General features: G+C 67.4%; 11 protein-coding genes. 5 read left to right on the top strand and 6 right to left on the bottom strand.

Annotated elements, in window-relative coordinates; translation table 11 throughout:
• Positions 1–8: 8 nt before the first annotated feature.
• Complete coding sequence (locus JQ507_29040) at positions 9–1,196, bottom strand: DUF2125 domain-containing protein (GenBank protein QRI68891.1); 1,188 nt, start codon at positions 1,194–1,196, stop codon at positions 9–11.
• Between the two features lie 154 nt (positions 1,197–1,350).
• Here JQ507_29040 and JQ507_29045 point away from each other — a divergent pair, with 154 nt between their 5' ends.
• The 3 genes from JQ507_29045 (at position 1,351) to JQ507_29055 (ending at position 7,210) form a co-directional block, all read left to right on the top strand.
• The gene (locus JQ507_29045) at positions 1,351–1,956 is read left to right on the top strand and encodes a gamma-glutamylcyclotransferase (protein ID QRI68892.1); all 606 of its coding nucleotides are present in this window, start codon (positions 1,351–1,353) and stop codon (positions 1,954–1,956) included.
• A 329-nt stretch (positions 1,957–2,285) separates the two neighbouring features.
• Positions 2,286–5,588 (top strand): efflux RND transporter permease subunit, encoded by a 3,303-nt coding sequence (locus JQ507_29050; GenBank protein QRI68893.1) that lies wholly within the window; start codon positions 2,286–2,288, stop codon positions 5,586–5,588.
• Positions 5,589–5,728: 140 nt separating this feature from the next.
• Positions 5,729–7,210 (top strand): aldehyde dehydrogenase, encoded by a 1,482-nt coding sequence (locus JQ507_29055; protein ID QRI68894.1) that lies wholly within the window; start codon positions 5,729–5,731, stop codon positions 7,208–7,210.
• A 9-nt stretch (positions 7,211–7,219) separates the two neighbouring features.
• On the opposite strand, the gene JQ507_29060 is transcribed toward JQ507_29055, so the two are convergent.
• The 4 genes from JQ507_29060 to ftsE all read right to left on the bottom strand — a co-directional run bounded on the left by JQ507_29060 (position 7,220) and on the right by ftsE (position 10,515).
• Positions 7,220–7,978 (bottom strand): 1-acyl-sn-glycerol-3-phosphate acyltransferase, encoded by a 759-nt coding sequence (locus tag JQ507_29060; protein QRI68895.1) that lies wholly within the window; start codon positions 7,976–7,978, stop codon positions 7,220–7,222.
• Between the two features lies 1 nt (position 7,979).
• The gene (locus JQ507_29065; GenBank protein ID QRI68896.1) at positions 7,980–8,699 is read right to left on the bottom strand and encodes a YdcF family protein; all 720 of its coding nucleotides are present in this window, start codon (positions 8,697–8,699) and stop codon (positions 7,980–7,982) included.
• Between the two features lie 156 nt (positions 8,700–8,855).
• Positions 8,856–9,827, bottom strand: a complete 972-nt coding sequence (locus tag JQ507_29070; protein QRI68897.1) for an ABC transporter permease — start codon at positions 9,825–9,827, stop codon at positions 8,856–8,858.
• A complete protein-coding gene (gene ftsE, locus JQ507_29075; protein ID QRI73566.1) occupies positions 9,820–10,515 on the bottom strand; it encodes a cell division ATP-binding protein FtsE in 696 nt (231 codons plus the stop codon). Before ftsE ends, JQ507_29070 begins: the two co-directional genes overlap by 8 nt.
• Positions 10,516–10,640: 125 nt before the next feature.
• Here ftsE and JQ507_29080 point away from each other — a divergent pair, with 125 nt between their 5' ends.
• Positions 10,641–11,498, top strand: coding sequence for a zinc-ribbon domain-containing protein (locus tag JQ507_29080; GenBank protein ID QRI68898.1), 858 nt, complete (start codon positions 10,641–10,643; stop codon positions 11,496–11,498).
• Positions 11,499–11,535: 37 nt separating this feature from the next.
• The gene (locus JQ507_29085; GenBank protein QRI68899.1) at positions 11,536–11,913 is read left to right on the top strand and encodes a response regulator; all 378 of its coding nucleotides are present in this window, start codon (positions 11,536–11,538) and stop codon (positions 11,911–11,913) included.
• A 157-nt stretch (positions 11,914–12,070) separates the two neighbouring features.
• Here JQ507_29085 and JQ507_29090 read toward each other — a convergent pair whose 3' ends face one another.
• Positions 12,071–14,680 (bottom strand): TIGR02302 family protein, encoded by a 2,610-nt coding sequence (locus JQ507_29090; protein QRI68900.1) that lies wholly within the window; start codon positions 14,678–14,680, stop codon positions 12,071–12,073.
• Positions 14,681–14,692: the final 12 nt, after the last annotated feature.

A 14,692-nucleotide genomic window follows, 5' to 3' on the forward strand; every position in this document is an offset into this window, starting at 1 on the left:
CACGCTGCTCAGAACAGCGGCGGGATCTGCGCGACCTTCAGCGGGCCCAGAAACACCGCGCCGTCGGCGAAGCGGAGCGGGAAGCTGCGCGCTTTCTTGCCTTCGAGCGTGGCCTCGGTGCCGAGCGAATTGATGCCGGCGGAGATGCCGGCATTGGCGTTCTGCTTGATCACCTTGCCGAGGCCGGGGATCGCGCGATCCAGCGCGCCGAACAGATTGCTGAGGTCCTGGCTCTTTACGCCAGGCGCGACGCGATCGAGCGTTGCCTGCGGCACGCCGTCCTCCAGCATCTTGTCGATGCCGAGCGCGGGAATGACACGCTCGAGGCCGGCGACCGTCATCTGCAACTCGCCCTCGATGCGGCCTTGCGCGTTGAGGCGCAGTGTGCCGGCCGCGACCGACAGCACGTCGCCCTGTTCGATCCGCGACTGCTGGATCTCGACGCTGCCGCCGGCGGCCTGGATCTCGCGGAAACGATCCGGCCACGGCTTCGGCGAGAAATCCTTCAGCCCGTTCAGGCGCGCATGGATGTCGGCGTTGAACGGCTGGGTGAGCAGCGGATGCACCTCCTGCAAGGTACCGCCGGCAATCTGCAACACGGCCTCGATCGCGGGGTTATCCGGCGCCGAACCCTCGACCTGGCGGCCATGCAGCTCGATGTGATTGACGCGCATCAGCGGCGTCGGCGCGGCACCGCCGGTGCGATCGATGGCGAGATCGTCGAACACCAGCGAGGCGCGCTGCGGCACCGCCGGCAGGCCGACCACGCTGGCGCGTCCGAGGCGCCAGTCGACCGACAGCGTCGGCTGCGCGTTGCGCTCGGCGACCGTGGCCGGGCCCTTGAACTCCGCGATCACGAGTTTGGGATCGTAGATCTGCGCCACGACCAGAATCTCGGCCAGCCGCGCCACGAACGACATCTGCGGCGAGGCGGTCTGCGACACCAGCATCACGCTCGGCTGCTCGCAGCGGATCTCGAGCCGGAACGGGTAACCCGCCACCGAGCGCCTGTCGCAATCATAGACCCGGCCGGCTTTCGCCTCCTGCGCGCGCCAGGCATCGGCCTGCACGCCGACCTGCGAGGCGGCGAAGAACCAGAAACCGCTCCACAGCACCGCGGCGATCAGGACCGCGACGGGGACGGCATAGAGGCCGAAGCGCGAGCGGCGGCGGGGAGCAGAGGTCGAATCGGACATGCGGCGTCCTTTGGAGCGCGAATTTGTCAAAATCTAAGCGGCAGCAGGCCGCGGGCAAGCCTTACGCAACCTTCGCGCAACCCTCCCGCAACCCTTGGAAACATCACGGAATCTGCTTCGCTTCGACGGCCCGTTCTGCTAGCCCATCTGCGCGATGTCAGCAAATCCTCCCCATTCCGAAACCGACGGCGACCTCTGGGTGTTCGGCTACGGCTCGTTGATGTGGAAGCCGGGCTTCGAGTTCCTGGAGCAGGTGCCGGCGCGGCTGATCGGCGAGCATCGCGCGCTCTGCGTCTATTCGTTCGACCATCGCGGCACGCCGGAGAAGCCAGGCCTGGTGCTCGGGCTCGACCGCGGCGGCGCCTGCCGCGGCATCGCGTTCCGCGTCGCCGCCCGCCTGCGCCACGACACCATCGCCTATTTGCGAGCGCGCGAGCAGACCACCAATGTCTACCGCGAGGTGATGCGCTCGGTGTGGCTGGAGAACGCGGCACGCGATCGGGTCTCGGCGCTGGCCTACGTGGTCGATCGCGGCCATGTGCAATATGCCGGGCGGCTGTCGCTGGCCGAGCAGCAGCGCCTGGTGCTGCAGGGCTATGGCCGCTCCGGCAACAACCGCGACTATGTGCTCTCGACCGTCGCCGCGATCGAGAAGCAGGGCCTGCGCGACGCGCAGCTGCACCAGCTCGCGGCGATGCTGCACGACGCAGGCCCGCTGCATCGGGATGCGCGTGCGGCGGATGACGTGGATCCGAACTGAGGCGCGGCCGGACGGCGATATCGCTGCATCAGGCTGATCTCGTAGGATGGGTGGAGCGCAGCGATACCCATCAACCGCATCCACGCAATGAGGCGATGGGTATCGCCTCGCTCCATCCATCCTACGCAAATCGTCCGCGCGCCCCCTCTCCATCAGCTGCCTCGATCGGGCTTTGTAAACGGCTTGTTGCCAGATCGCGCTTTTTCGGTCCGCGGCACTGCGCATCCGACACATCGCGGCTTCTCTAAGGCAGCGCGCTGTGACATTTAGGCTTTTGCATCGCGGCGCGGACGGATAGAAGCTCATCCGCGAACATCGACACTGATGCAATGAACCTCTCCGCCCCCTTCATCCGCCGGCCGGTCGGCACCACGCTGCTGTCTCTCGGACTGGTGGTGGCGGGCGTCATTGCGTTCTTCAAGCTGCCGGTGTCGCCGCTGCCCGACGTCGACATCCCGACCATCATGGTGCAGGCGACCCTGCCTGGCGCGAGCCCGGCCGACGTCGCCGCCACCGTGGCGAGCCCTCTGGAACGCCATCTCGGCCAGATCGCCAGCGTCACCGAAATGACCTCGACGTCCTCGCTCGGCTCCGCGCGCATCACGCTGCAATTCGACATCGACCGCGACATCAACGGCGCCGCGCGCGACGTGCAGGCCGCGATCAACGCGGCGCGGGCTGACCTGCCGACCAACCTTCGCGCCAACCCGACCTACCGCAAGTTCAACCCGGCCTCGGCGCCGATCCTGATCTACACTTTGACCTCGGACACCCTGACACCGGCCGAGCTCTATGACGCCGCCTCGACCGTGCTGGCGCAGAAGCTGTCGCAGGTCGAGGGCGTCGGCGAAGTCTCGGTCGGCGGCGGCTCGCTGCCCGCGGTGCGCGTCGAGCTGATCCCGCCGGCGCTCTACAAATACGGCATCGGGCTCGAGGACGTCCGCGCCGCGCTGTCGAGCGCCAATGCGCACAGCCCGAAGGGCGGCATCGACGTCGGCGACCAGCGCTACCAGATCTACGCCAACGACCAGGCGCGGAAGGCCGCCGACTACAAGCCGCTGGTCGTCGCCTACCGCAACGGCGCAGCGGTGCGGCTGACCGACGTCGGCGACGTCATCGACTCCGTGGAGAATGCGCGCACGCTCGGCCTCGCCAACGGCAAGCCGGCCGTTGTGATGATCGTGTACCGGCAGCCCGGCGCCAACATCATCAAGATGGTCGACCTTGTGAAGGGGCTGATGCCGCAGCTGAAGGCCTCGGTCTCGCCCGCGATCGACCTCACGCTCGCGGTCGACCGCTCGAAGACGATCCGGGCCTCGCTGCATGACGTCGAGATCACGCTGCTGATCGCGGTCGCTTTGGTGATCCTGGTCGTGTTCGCCTTCCTGCGCAATGCGCGGGCGACGCTGGTGCCTGTGGTGGCGGTCGGCGTGTCGCTGATCGCGACCTTCGCCATGATGTATCTGCTCGGCTACACACTCGACATCTTCTCGCTGATGGCGCTGACGGTGGCGACCGGCTTCGTGGTCGACGACGCCATCGTGGTGCTGGAAAACATTACCCGCCACATGGATGCCGGACTGTCGCGGCTGGAGGCGACCCTGGTCGGCACCCGCGAGGTCGGCTTCACCGTGCTGTCGATGAGCGTGTCGCTGATCGCGGTGTTCGTACCGATCCTGCTGATGGGCGGCCTGGTCGGCCGCCTGTTCCGCGAATTCGCCATGACGATCACGATCGCGATCGTGATCTCGCTGGTGGTCTCGCTGACCACGACGCCGATGATGTGCGCCGTGCTGCTGCGCAAGGAAGAGGAAGGCCAGCCGCACGGCCGGATCTACCGCATCAACGAACGCGTGTTCGAGCTGATGCTGGGCGGCTACCGCGCGACGCTCGGCCTCGCGCTGCGCCACCCGCTGCTGGTGATGCTGATCCTCGGTTCGACGCTCTATCTGAACTTCCACCTCTATCGGGTCGTGCCAAAGGGCTTCGTGCCGCAGCAGGATACCGGGCTCCTGATCGGCTCGATCCAGGCCGACCAGAGCACCTCGTTCCAGCTGATGCAGCAGAAGCTGACCCAGTTCATCGACATCGTGAAGGCCGATCCGGCGGTCGATACCGCGGTCGGCTTCACCGGCGGCGGCGGCGTCGGACCGGGCGGCACCAACACCGGCACCGTGTTCGCCTCGCTGAAGCCGATGGACGAGCGCAGGCTGCGCGCCGACAAGGTGATCGAGCGGCTGCGCGAGCCGTTGGCAAGCGTGGCCGGCGCCACCCTGTTCTTGCAATCGATCGGCGATCTCGGCGCCGGCGGGCGCTCCGGCAACGCCGCGTATCAGTACACGCTGAAGGGCTCGACCTTCGAGGAATTGAACGAGTGGACGCCGAAGCTCGTCGCCGCGCTGCAGAAGGAGCCGACGCTCGCCGACGTCAACAGCGATCAGCAGAACCGGGCGTTGCAGGCCAACCTCGTGATCGATCGCGACGCCGCCTCGCGGCTCGGGATCACCGTCAGCCAGCTCGACAACACGCTCTATGATGCGTTCGGACAGCGCCAGGTCTCGACCATCTTCGTCGCGCGCAACCAGTATCACGTGATCATGGAGGTCGCGCCGCGCTTCTCGCAGGACCCGCAGACCCTGAAGGAGGTCTATATCTCGACCTCGGGCGGGTCGGCGACCGGCACCCAGAGCACCAATGCGGTGGCCGGAACGGTCGCCTCCTCGTCGCAGAAGAGCTCGCTCAATTCGATCGCCGCCAATGTGGTGCGCAACCAGGCCACCAACTCGATCGGCGCCACCGGCAAGGGCGTCGCCTCGACCGGAACCGCGGTCTCGACTAACGCCGAGACCATGATCCCGCTGTCGAGCGTCGCGCGCTTCGAGCATGGCGAGACGCCGCTCGCGGTCAATCACCAGGACCTGCTGGTCGCCAGCACCGTCTCCTTCAACCTGCCGCCCGGCGTCTCGCTGAGCACGGCGACCACCACGATCGAGAATGCGATGCACGCGATCAACATGCCGGCCAGCATTTCCGGCGGGTTTGCGGGCTCCGCGAAGGTCTTTCAGCAGGCGCTGGCGAACGAGCTGTTCCTGATTCTCGCAGCGCTCGCGACGATCTACATCTCGCTCGGCATGCTCTATGAGAGCTACGTCCACCCGCTGACCATCCTCTCCACCTTGACCTCGGCCGGCGTCGGCGCGGTGGCGGCCTTGATGGTGTCGCACACCGATTTCGACATCATCGGCATGATCGGGGTGATCCTCCTGGTCGGCATCGTGAAGAAGAATGCGATCATGATGATCGACTTCGCGCTCGACGCCGAGCGCCAGCGCGGGCTGTCGTCGCGCGACGCGATCTACGAGGCCTGCCTGATGCGCTTCCGCCCGATCATGATGACGACGCTCGCCGCGCTGTTCGGCGCGGTGCCGCTGATGATCGGGCTCGGCGAAGGCAGCGAGCTGCGCCAGCCGCTTGGCATCGCGATCTTCGGCGGCCTGATCCTGAGCCAGATCCTGACGCTCTACACCACGCCGGTGGTCTATCTCTATCTCGACCGCGCGCGGCTCTGGACCCAGCGGCGCCGGGCGGCACGCCGTGCCCGCCGCGCGGCGACAAGCGCCGCCAGTCGTTGACAGACCCGCACCGAGCTTGCCGCGCCGCACGCGCGACGCCCCAGCCGGCTGCAACCCATTCCCGCGGCCGCGTTATGACGGCGTCGCGCAAGGCGTGATAGCGTTTGGGAAACCCAATCCAATCGCTGCGGGAGGATGTCATGAAAACCTATCAGCTCTACATCAACGGCCAGTATGTCGACCCGGTCAATGGCGAATGGTTCGACACCATCGATCCCTATCGCGGCGAGGCCTGGGCGAAGATTCCGCGCGGCACGGCCGCCGATGCCGACAAAGCGGTGAAGGCCGCCAACGAGGCGATGTGGAACGGCCCGTGGGCGAAGATGACGGCCTCCGCCCGCGGCAAGGCGATGCGCAAGCTCGGCGACCTCGTCGCCGCCAATGCCGAACGCCTCGCCGAGATCGAGGTGCGGGACAACGGCAAGCTGATGGCCGAGATGCTGGGCCAGCTCCGCTACCATCCGGAATGGTGGTGGTATTTCGGCGGCCTCGTCGACAAGCTCGAGGGCGGCCTGGTGCCGATCGACAAGGCGGAGACCTTCGCCTACACGACGCACGAGCCGGTCGGCGTCGTCGCAGCGCTGACCGCGTGGAATTCGCCGTTGCTGTTCGTCGCCTGGAAATGCGCCGCCGCGCTCGCGGCCGGCTGCGCCGTGATCGTGAAACCCTCGGAATTCACCTCGGCCAGCACACTGGAATTCGCCGCGCTGACCAAGGAAGCTGGAATTCCCGACGGCATCTTCAACGTGGTGACCGGCTTCGGTCCCGAGGCCGGCTCGGCGCTGATCTCACATCCCGGCGTCGCCAAGATCACCTTCACGGGGTCGGACACCACAGGCGCAAAGGTCTACGAGACCGCGGCCAAGAGCCTGAAGCGCGTCTCGCTCGAGCTCGGCGGCAAGTCGCCCAACATCGTGTTCGAGGATGCCGACCTCACGGCCGCCGCCGCCGGCGCGATCTCCGGCATCTTCGCAGCCACAGGGCAGACCTGCATCGCCGGCTCGCGCCTGCTGGTGCAGAGCTCGATCAAGGAGCAATTCGTCGCGCGGGTGCTGGAGCTCGCCAAGTCCGCCAAGATCGGCGACCCCATGCAAGCAGATACCAATGTCGGGCCGATCACCACACCCGCGCAATACAAGAAGGTGCTCGACTACATCGATATCGCCAAGGCGGAAGGCGCGCGCTGCCTGCTCGGCGGGAGGCCTGCCTCCGGCGACGGCATCAAGGGCGGGCAATTCGTCGAGCCGACGATTTTCACCGATGTCGACAATTCGATGCGGATCGCGCGCGAGGAGGTGTTCGGGCCGGTGCTGTCGATCATCTCGTTCGACACCGAGGCAGACGCCGTCCGGATCGCCAACGACACCATCTACGGCCTTGCCGCCGGCATCTGGACCAAGGACCTCGCCCGCGCCATCCGCGTGCCGAAGCAGCTCCGCGCCGGCACGGTATGGGTCAACACCTACCGCGCCATCAGCTACATGATGCCGTTCGGCGGCATGAAGTTTTCCGGCGTCGGCCGCGAAAGCGGCATCGACGCGGTGCGCGAATATCAGGAGACCAAGAGCGTGTGGATCTCGACCGCGACCGACGTGCCGGCCAATCCGTTCGTGATGCGGTGACTTCCAGCCCTACCCCTTCGCACCCGGCACGCCGCCGAACAGCTTCGCCTGCTCGGCGCGGCCGGCCTCGACGATGCGGGTGGTGGCGGTTTCGATCGCCTCGCGCAGGCGGGTCATGAACTCGTCGCGCGGCAGGCCCGGCGGCAGCGGATCGAGGAATTCGACCACCAGTGTGCCGGGATAGCGCATGAAGGTGCGGCGCGGCCAGAACAGGCCGGAATTGAGCGCGATCGGCAGACATGCCACGCCGCTCTCGGCATAGATCTGCGCGACGCCGGCCTTGTAGCTTGGCTCGGCGCCGGGCGCGGTGCGGGTCCCCTCGGGGAAGATCACGAGCTGCCGGCCGAGCTTCACCTCGGCCGCGGCGCGCTTCAGCGTCTTGATCAGCGAGCGCGGCCCGCCGCCGCGCTCGACCGAGATCATGCCGACCTTCTTCAGGTACCAGCCGAACACCGGGATCATCATCAGCTCGCGCTTGAGGATGAACAGCGGATGCTCGAAGAAGCGCACCAGCGCAAACGTCTCCCAGAACGACTGGTGCTTGGAGGCGACGACCAGCGGTCCCGCCGGAATCTTCTCGACGCCGCGGAACTCGATCCGGATGTTGCAGATCACGCGCATCAGGAACAGGCTGGTGTTGGCCCACGCCGCCTCGATCGCCATCAGCGCCCCGCGCGGCAGCAGCAGCGCCGGCAGCGCGACGATGCAGAGCAGCACCAGCACCAGATAGAACAGCACGTTGAAGATCAGCGAGCGCAGGAAGATCATTTCAGTCCTTGTTTGACGCCTGCGCGGTCGCCGGGCGGCGCGGCGTGGCTGTCGGCTCGGCGAGATCGGAGGTCAGGTCGAGCCCGAGGTCGGCGAGCCGCACCCGGACCTCGGCGGCGACATATTTGGCGTATTCCGATAGCAAGAGACGGAACGTTCCGCCACTCGTCCACCAGGGTTCGTCGCGCCATTTGTCGCCGACCACCGCGAACGGGATCAGCGTGACGTCCGGCATCGCATGCGACAGTTCCACGATCGCGCGCGGCATGTGGTAGTTCGAGGTCACCACGATCAGCGACTTGAAGCCGCGCTCGCGCGCCCAGCGCCGCGTCTCCGCCGCGTTGCTGCGGGTGTTGACCGCCGAGCGGTCGAGATCGACGCAGCAGCGCATCAGCCCCTGGCTGTCCGGCACCGAACGCGAAATATCGCTGGCCTCGTTGGTCGGATGCACGCCCGAGATCAACAGGCGCTTGCCGTATCCCGCGGCCAGCAGCTCCATCGCGTCCGACACCCGCGACGAGCCGCCGGTCAGCACCACAATGCCGTCGGCATTGTGCGGCGGATCGGTCTCGACGCCGCGCAATTGCGACAGGAAGGCGATGAAGCCGACGGCGGCGGCCACGAAGGCCAGCGCCAGCGGCGCGACGACGGCGGCGCGCAGCCAGCCGCGCTGGCGCGCGGCATGGCCATTCGGCGACGTATCGTCGGGCTGCGAACTCATGTGATGCGGTTACCCTTCCCCCCGGGGATTTTAGAGCATGATCCGGAAAAGTGGAAACCGGTTTTGCCGCCGGCCGGGACCTGCGCGCGCGCACGCCGGATCACACCTGCTCCGCGAAACCGCGATCACGAAATCGCCGCCATCGTGACGCGGCCGTCAGTCGATGTCGTCGAGCGTGGCGAACAGGGTGCGCCGCGACGCCCATGCGGTGATCGCCGCGATCAGCACCGCCTGCAGCGCCAGCACCAGATAGCCCGACGGACGCAGCGAGAAGGTGCCGAGCAGCGCCGCGAACTGGTCGCCCACCGGCGTGCCGGAGAACCAGTTGGCGATCGACTCGGAGAAGCCGAACGCCAGCATCGCCGCGCCGCCGCCGATCAGCCCGCCTTCGAGGCCGAGCCGGAGGAAGTGCCGCAGGAAGCGGTTGGCGATGAAGCTGTCGCCGGCGCCGACGAAATGCAGCACCTCGACGATCGGACGATTGGCGGCCATCGCGCCGCGGGTGGCGAACGACACCGAAATGATCGTGGCGACGATCACGAGGATCAGGATGCCGACGCCCGCGAACACCGTGGCGCCGGTCATCGAGCGCATGCGCTCGATCCAGGCGCGGTGATCGTCGACGCTCGCGGTCGGCGCCACCTGCGTCACCCGCGCGCGCAAGCTCGCGAGATCGAGCGTGGTGCCGGGCTGCACCCGCGCCACGATCACGCGCGGCACCGGCAGTTCGTCGATCGAGAGCCCGCTGCCGAGCCACGGCTCGAGCAGCTTGGCGCTCTCCTCCTTGCTGAACGGACGGACCTCGAGAATGCCGGACTGCGCCCGCATCGCATCGCTAGCCGCCTGCGCGTCGCGATCGAGGTCGCGGCCCGGCGAAGGACGCACCTGGATGGTGATCTCGCTCGAGACTTCCGATTGCCACTCGGCCGCCGACGCGCTGACCAGCAGCACGGTGCCCGTGGTCAGCGAGGCGAGGAAGGTCATGATCGCGACCACCGCGACCAGCGCGCGGCCGGAGATCGAGGCGCGCGGCACGATCGGCGACATGTTGCGCGCCGTGGCCGGAACCTGCGGACGCTCGCGCCCGAGATCGACCAACGACACTTTCTCGTCGCCGCTCCTACTCATAGATGTGCAGCCGTCCCTGATGCAGCACCAGCCGGCGCGCCTCGTATTGATCCATCAGCGTGATGTCGTGGGTCGCGATGATGACCGCGGTGCCCGATTTGTTGAGCTCGATGAACAGCCGCAGCAGGCGGCGCCCGAGCGTCGGATCGACGCTGCCGGTCGGCTCGTCCGCCAGCAGCAATTGCGGCCGCGAGATCACCGCGCGCGCGATCGCGGCGCGCTGCTTCTCACCGCCCGACAGGATCGGCGGCAGCGCGTCCATGCGCTCGCCGAGGCCGACCCATTTCAACAGGTCGATCACCTCGCGGCGATAGGTCGATTCCTCGCGGCCCATGACGCGGAACGGCAGCGCGACGTTCTCATAGGTGGTCATGTGGTCGAGCAGGCGGAAATCCTGCAGCACGATGCCGATCCGCTTGCGCAGGTCGGCGACCTGGTCCTTGCTCAGCAGCGAGACATCCTTGCCGAACAGATTGACCAGCCCGCGGGTCGGCCGCAGCGACAGGAACAGCAGCCGCAGCAGCGAGGTCTTGCCCGCGCCGGACGGACCGGTGAGGAACTGGAACGAGTGCGCCGGGATCATGAAGGAGAGGTCGCGCAAAATCTCCGGGCCGAGCCCGTAGCGCAGACCGACATTTTCGAACCGAACCAATGCGCTAGCTCCGTTCGAGAGGGCCTTTGGCCCGATACCCCATACTGGCGGCCCGACCGGCCGCGAACCGCACAGAAAGCTTGTGCGTCGGTTATGGTTTCCGATTCGTTAACGGTCGCTCGGTAGCATCCGGGCATACCACACGGTGGAGATTCGGCTCCATGCATATCGTTTGCCCGCACTGTACAACATCCTATGCCATCAATCCGGCGACCCTCGGGGAGGCCGGACGCACCGTCCGTTGTTCCCGTTGCCGCGAGGTCTGGCTGGCCCGGCCGGAGGATGCGATCGGGGCGACGGCGCCGACCCTGGCCTATCAGTCCGCGGGCTCCGATCTGGCCGCCGAATGGGACGCGATGGGCCGCGAGGAGGCTGACGAGACCCCGGTGGTCGAGAGCCCCTCGATTTCGGCCGATCTGCCCGAGGGGAGCGACGCAGCGACCGCGTGGCCGGCGGTGGCCGAGGCGGACGCCGCTGCCCATACCGACGGCGCGGAGGCGACCGGAAAGCGCCGTTTCCACCTGCTTCCCCGCCTGTTCCGCCTGCCCTCCCTGCCCCGGATTCCGTTCATGCCGGTGATCGGCGCGCTGCCGACCACCTGCGCCGCGATGGCCGCGCTGATCATCGCGCTGTTCGTCTGGCGCAACGACGTGGTGCGGCTGCTGCCGCAGACCGCGCTGTTCTACAAGATGGTCGGGCTCGACGTGAATCTGCGCGGCCTCGCCTTCAAGGACCTCAAGATCACCAACGAGACCGTGGACGGCAAGCCGGTCCTGGTGATCGAGGGCATGATCGTCGGCCAGACCAGGAAACCGGTCGAACTGCCGCGGCTGCGCTTCTCGGTCCGCGACGCGCAGGGTGCCGAGATCTATGCCTGGAACGCGGTGCTGGAGCAGCCGGTGCTCAATCCCGGCGAACGCGCCTTCTTCAAGTCGCGCCTCGCCTCGCCGCCGCCCGAAGGCCGCAATATCGACGTACGCTTCTTCAACAAGCATGACCTCACCGGCGGCCGCGCCTGAGGCTGCGCGCCAACACTTGCGGGAACCGACACTCACCATGACGCGTGTTCTGATCGCCGACGACGAAGATTCGATGCGCTCGCTGGTGGCGCGCGCCATCGCCATGGACGGCCACGAGACCGTGACCGCGCAGGACGGCGCCGAGGCGCTGGAGGTTTTGACGCGCCATGACGGCGCCTTCGACCTCCTGCTCACCGACATCCAGATGCCCGTGATGGACGGCATCGCGCTGGCGCTGACCGCGGCGCGCGACTTTCCCGAATTGAAGATCCTGCTGATGACCGGCTTCGCCCATCAGCGCGAACGCGCCTCCGGCCTCGAGGCGATCGTCCATGACGTGGTGACCAAGCCGTTCTCGATCGCCGATATCCGCACCGCCGTGGCGGACGCGCTGGCGGCGCGGAAGGCGCAGTAGTTCATCGCGAGCGAAGCAATCGCCTCATTTGCTCCTCGTCATGCCCCGCGAAAGCGGGGCATCCAGTACGCCGCGGCTTCTCGATTCAAGCACTGACGTCTCTGGGAGACTAAATCGCCCGGTTGAACCGGGCGATCCAGTGGAATGTGCGGTGATGTCAATAATCCTTCAGCAGCCGCTCGATGTAGTCGAGCTCGATCTGCGGCCGTGACGGATCAGCGAGGCGGCGGCGCAGCTCTTCGAGGATGCGGCGGACGCGCTGGACGTCGATCTCGCCGGGGATCTTCACGGTGTAGTCGTCGCCGAATTCGCGGCCATGCAACGGACGGCCGAGCGGGTCGGTCTGGTTGCCGCCGCTCTGCTGGCGGCCGACGCGGTTGCCGGGGCCGTCGCCCTGCTGGTCGCCGTCGCCTTGCTGCATCGCATCGGCGAGGTTCTGCGCGCCCTTGCGCAGTGCATCCAGCGCGCGGCCCTGCGAATCCACCGCGCCGTCGGCATTGCCTTCGCCGAGCCGCCCGGAGGCATCGCCCATCGCGGAATCGGCCTGGTCGAGCCCGTCGCCATCGTCACCCTGATCGTCGCCTTGCTCGCCCTGCTGGCCCTGATCGCCCTTCTGACCTTTCTGGCCCTTCTGGCCGCGCTGCTCCGGCCCCATGCCGCGCTTGGCGAGCTCTTCCTGCAGCTTCTTCAGGCGGTCGCGCAGCGCCTGCTGATCCTGCTGCAGGTCACCCATCGACTGATCGCCCTGCTTGCCGCGCATGCGGTCGCGGCGGGAATCCTGGCCCTGCTTGAAGGTCTTGTCGCGCAATTGCTGCTGCTTGCGGATCATGTCGCCGAGCTCGTTGAGCGACTGCTGCATGTCGTCGTCGCCCTGATTGGGCTGCGCCATCTGCAGGTTTTCCAGCATCTGCTGCATCTGCTCGAGCAGCTGCCGCGCCGCCTCCTTGTCGCCGGAGCGCGACATCCGCTCCATGCGATCGAGCATGTTCTTGAGGTCCTGCTGGCTCAGCACCTTGGCATTGGGATCGAGCGGCCGGGCGAGCTGCTGCGGATTGTTGCGGAACTGCTCGACCATCTGGCGCAGGAAATTGTCCAGCGCCGCGCGCAGATTGTCGGTGAGCTTCTTGATCTCCTCGTCGCTCGCGCCGCGCTCCAGCGCCTGCTTGAGCGCGTCCTGCGCCGCGCGCAGCGCCTTGTCGACGTCGCTGATGTTGCCGTCCTCGATGGTGACGGCGAGCGCCCACAGGCTGGCGACGACCTCGCGCAGCTGATCGTCGGTGCGCGCGGCCTCGAGCTGGCGGGCCACGGTGTGGAGGCCGAGATAATAGCCGGTCTCCGGCATGAACATTTCCGGCGCGATCATCAGCGCATCGAGCGCGGCGTAGACCTGGCCGTTCTGGTTGGCGTCGAGCGCCAGGATACGGCGCTGCTCGATCAGCGCGCGCGCCAGGGGCTTGGTGAACAGCCGCTCCGGCAGGCGCATGTTGAAGGGCTCGCTCTTGCCCTCATTGCCGGCCTCGTCCTTGGCGGTCAGCGTCAGCGTCACCTCGGCGCCGGCGTAGGGATCTTCGCTGAGATCCTTGACGGTCTGGCCGACGCCGTTACGGGTGCGGGCATTCGGCAGCACCAGCGGAAACTGCGGCGGCTCGAACAGCGGCCGCCGCTGCGCGGCCTTGCCGTCGGCATCCTTCGCCACATCGGCGGGCCGCGCGGCGAACTGCGCGCGTGCTTCGGTCACGCCGTAATCGTCCTCGAGCTTGTAGGACATCTGCAAGGCGCCGCGCGCCTGCCGCTCCGGATCCTTGGTCAGCGCAATCGACGGCGGGCGGTCCGGCGTCGCGGTGAACTTCCACTGCGGCTGGCCGGCCGGGGCGCGGACATGCGCGGTGCCGTCGGCGGTGATCTTGAAATGCCGCTCATTGGTCCCCTTCGGCGCCTGCCCTTCGGGCGCGACCTCGGTGACGCCGCCACCCACGACGACGTCGATGGCGCCACCGCTGGAGCGCACCAGAAGCGTGCTGCCCGAGGGAACCGCGAGCGGGGTCGCATCGGCCGCGTTGGCGTCCTTGTTGGAACTCGACAGGATGATCGGCGGCTTGGCCGTGTAGTTCGGCGGCGTCACCCAGGCATCGACCCGGACATTGGCCGGCGCCATGATGCCGTTCCAGTCGAACGCGGAGGCGACGCGCAGGCCGCGTTCGTCGCCGGCGGCGACATAGCTCGCGACCAGCATCACGATGACCAGCGCGCGCAGCGCCCAGGGATCGTGCAGCGAGACGCGCGGCCGCGGCAGGCCGGCACGGATACGCTTGATCGACGCCAGCGTGCGCTCGCGCTGCGCCTGCCACAGCGCCAGCGCGAACGGATCCTGGTTGGTGAGCGTATCGGAAAGCGTGGTCGCCGGCCGATGCCGGACGCCGACGCCGCGGTCGAGCCGGCTCAACCCCTCCTCGCGGCTCGGCCAGCGGAAGCGCAGCAGCGGCAACAGCGTCGCGAGCGCGGCAAGCCCAAACAGGCCGGCGCCGGCCAGCCGTGCGGCAAACGGCAGCACCAGCCAAAGCCCGGCCCAGGACGCGACCAGGAACAGACCCACGACCGTCAGGAACCGCGCCAGATGCGGCCAGGCCCGTTCCCACGCAATCGCGAGTTTTGCCCGCTGCAGGGCCTCGGTGAGCCTCTGTTGCGTCAGCTTCAGCCGTGCACTCGCATCACTGTCGCGCGCGGCGCTTGACGGGTTGGCAGACGGGTCGATGTTGGCTCCGCTCAATAAAATCTCCGG

The organism is Bradyrhizobium sp. PSBB068 (assembly GCA_016839165.1).
GTDB lineage: Bacteria > Pseudomonadota > Alphaproteobacteria > Rhizobiales > Xanthobacteraceae > Bradyrhizobium.

What these genes read in the sequence shown, in the direction of transcription:
- JQ507_29060 (QRI68895.1), bottom strand. Translation starts at nt 7,978, where the DNA reads ATGATCTTCCTGCGCTCGCTGATCTTCAACGTGCTGTTCTATCTGGTG.
- JQ507_29080 (QRI68898.1), top strand. Translation starts at nt 10,641, where the DNA reads ATGCATATCGTTTGCCCGCACTGTACAACATCCTATGCCATCAATCCG.
- JQ507_29085 (QRI68899.1), top strand. Translation starts at nt 11,536, where the DNA reads ATGACGCGTGTTCTGATCGCCGACGACGAAGATTCGATGCGCTCGCTG.
- JQ507_29050 (QRI68893.1), top strand. Translation starts at nt 2,286, where the DNA reads ATGAACCTCTCCGCCCCCTTCATCCGCCGGCCGGTCGGCACCACGCTG.
- JQ507_29070 (QRI68897.1), bottom strand. Translation starts at nt 9,827, where the DNA reads ATGAGTAGGAGCGGCGACGAGAAAGTGTCGTTGGTCGATCTCGGGCGC.
- JQ507_29055 (QRI68894.1), top strand. Translation starts at nt 5,729, where the DNA reads ATGAAAACCTATCAGCTCTACATCAACGGCCAGTATGTCGACCCGGTC.
- JQ507_29040 (QRI68891.1), bottom strand. Translation starts at nt 1,196, where the DNA reads ATGTCCGATTCGACCTCTGCTCCCCGCCGCCGCTCGCGCTTCGGCCTC.
- JQ507_29045 (QRI68892.1), top strand. Translation starts at nt 1,351, where the DNA reads ATGTCAGCAAATCCTCCCCATTCCGAAACCGACGGCGACCTCTGGGTG.
- JQ507_29065 (QRI68896.1), bottom strand. Translation starts at nt 8,699, where the DNA reads ATGAGTTCGCAGCCCGACGATACGTCGCCGAATGGCCATGCCGCGCGC.